Consider the following 2,241-nt stretch of genomic DNA (forward strand, 5'->3'; position numbering starts at 1 on the left):
TCAACGCATTTAGATCAAAGACGTAAAACTCTAAAATACCGAATAACAAGCTAATCAAACAATAGTCGGTTACAAATGCCAATAATCTCTTTATCACGTACCAACTCCGTTTAATAAAATATGTTCTTTAACCCTATTGATACAATCAATGTAAACATCTTTGTCAGTCATATCATCGACTTCACCCTTCCTCTTGATGAGTGCTTTCATATCTGGGAACGACAAAACCTGTCCTAGTGCAATATTCAATTCATCATAAGGAACTGAATCACCTAATGCCTCTTTTACTTTTCTTCTGACATGAACATCTTCGGCATCACTAGCTAATGACCATACTAAGCCAGGAGGTAACACCGATACGATAGGTTGAATAATTGGCGCTTGTATTTTCTTCAGCTTACCTATGTACAAGAGTCCGCGCCCCATGCCATTTAAAATTCCAGCTTTACCGACATACGATTCTATAGATTCAAACTCATCATCTGTTAGCTTAAACTGTTCCTTAATCACCCGTTCTGTACCTACACCTGGGATGTTGCAAATGAAGGTATTAGTAGCCAAGTCGCGGATAGATGGAGGGAAAGCTTCGTACATCTGTGTCAATAAAGTGATGATCTCACGATACTTACGCGCTGTTTTTACTTCTTTATCAAAGTTTTCATCTAACTCAGGACATTGAGCCTGTTCGTATTCGTCTTGGAAGTAATACTTGGGTAAAGGCTTTTTCGCTCGAGCAATTCGCAGTGCACGCTTATAAAACACAGGATCTGCATCATTTTTTACATCATCTTCATGTACCCAGAAATGCCTTTGAGCTAGACCTTTTGCAAGAATAAACCATGCATTTTTCATCGCTGCTGGGGCGGAATCTACAACTGGTTTAGCGTTTACAAACAGCATTGAAAGGTCAGAGTAATCTACCATCGGATATGAGCCTAAAATTGCGCTATATCGATCTGTCATCAGCTGCACTGAAGCACCAATTAGGTCCAGTAGTTTTTCTCCTCCAACTTTGAAAGAACCCATAGCGCTTTGCTGTTCAGCCGACTTTACCTCTTTGGGTAAGTCAGAGATCAGCGGCCAAATATACCTATGAGCTATTTTTGACAATCTTAGGAAATATTGTCGTTGAGCGTTAGATATACCTTCTTCATTCGATGCTTTGTATAGGGCATTACGGGCGTTTAGGTAGCTGTACGACGACTCGCTCTTTAAATGTTTTTGTACAAGATGGTGAGCAAGCTCTTTCTGTATTTTATCGACGCCGGGTTGCGAAGGGTCAATTTTCCTAGGCTGTGAAATAGCCTTTGCTACCATACTGTCAATTATTGCTGAAACACAGTTATCAAGTTGTACGTGGATTGGCTGTTTCGAGCCACCATTGACTATCTTAGTAACAAAAGCAGTCGCAGTGTTGTTCTCCGGCTTAGCCAATTTATTGTAACCATATTGTGGCTCAAGCATGTTGTAAGCGCTTGTCTTTTCATTGGCAAGACTGATTGCCCCTACTTTAGCTCTATCCTCCTTCTTCAGGTTTGCCCTAACAGTTTCGGCAGTGAATAATATTGACTCACCATAGTCGACCCCCGCAATAAGAGGCAACGATGTCGTTCCAGCTAAGAAATGCATTGCCCTGGTTAATACACCAGCTTGAACTGACTTACCAGAACCCATAGATCCACTAACTAAATTCAAGTGATGTGACTGTGTTGAATCAAAGTCAATAGGCCATGGCTTGCCATCAGGTGTGATATAGAGCAATACGCCGGAGTCCCACGGCGAGGCAGGACGTATGATTGGAGCTGACGAGAAGGCTGTTTCAATACTGTCATTACTCGCTCTCCCAACAGGCCTTGAGCTATAGCCAGGTAAAGAGGATAAAAGGCCCTCTATAGGAAATGAGCACATACGTTGCCTTTCCCCTCCCCAACCTCTAAGTGCACTTTGTACGGCTTTGAAACGTGTATTAGTTTCCGTTTCGTTATCACCCCAAACAGTCACCGACATATAACACTCTACTGCACACCCTCCTTCTTGAATGAACTTTGTTGTCTTATTACAGGCTTTCAGAATTTCACTTGATATTGGGTTAGTTTTAGCAACGAATGTGGTGAGACTCGATTTAGTCATTTTAGAGGTTTGTATACTTTGGGAGCCAGAAACCAGAGTGTACGATATACGCATAGGAACATCTCTGTTAACTCGGTTTATAAAACTCCTCATTAACATAGGCTCATCCCC

The 2,241-nt window shown here is 41.7% G+C and carries 1 protein-coding gene; it reads right to left on the reverse strand.

The window, feature by feature from the left end:
* Window positions 1-93: 93 nt before the first annotated feature.
* Window positions 94-2,241, reverse strand: a 2,148-nt coding sequence (locus tag IQR33_RS17055) for a hypothetical protein (protein ID WP_228013950.1), incomplete at its 5' end; no start/stop codon positions are given.

It is taken from the genome of Vibrio sp. OPT46, from assembly GCF_015163535.1.
GTDB classification, from domain to species: Bacteria; Pseudomonadota; Gammaproteobacteria; order Enterobacterales; family Vibrionaceae; genus Vibrio; species Vibrio alginolyticus.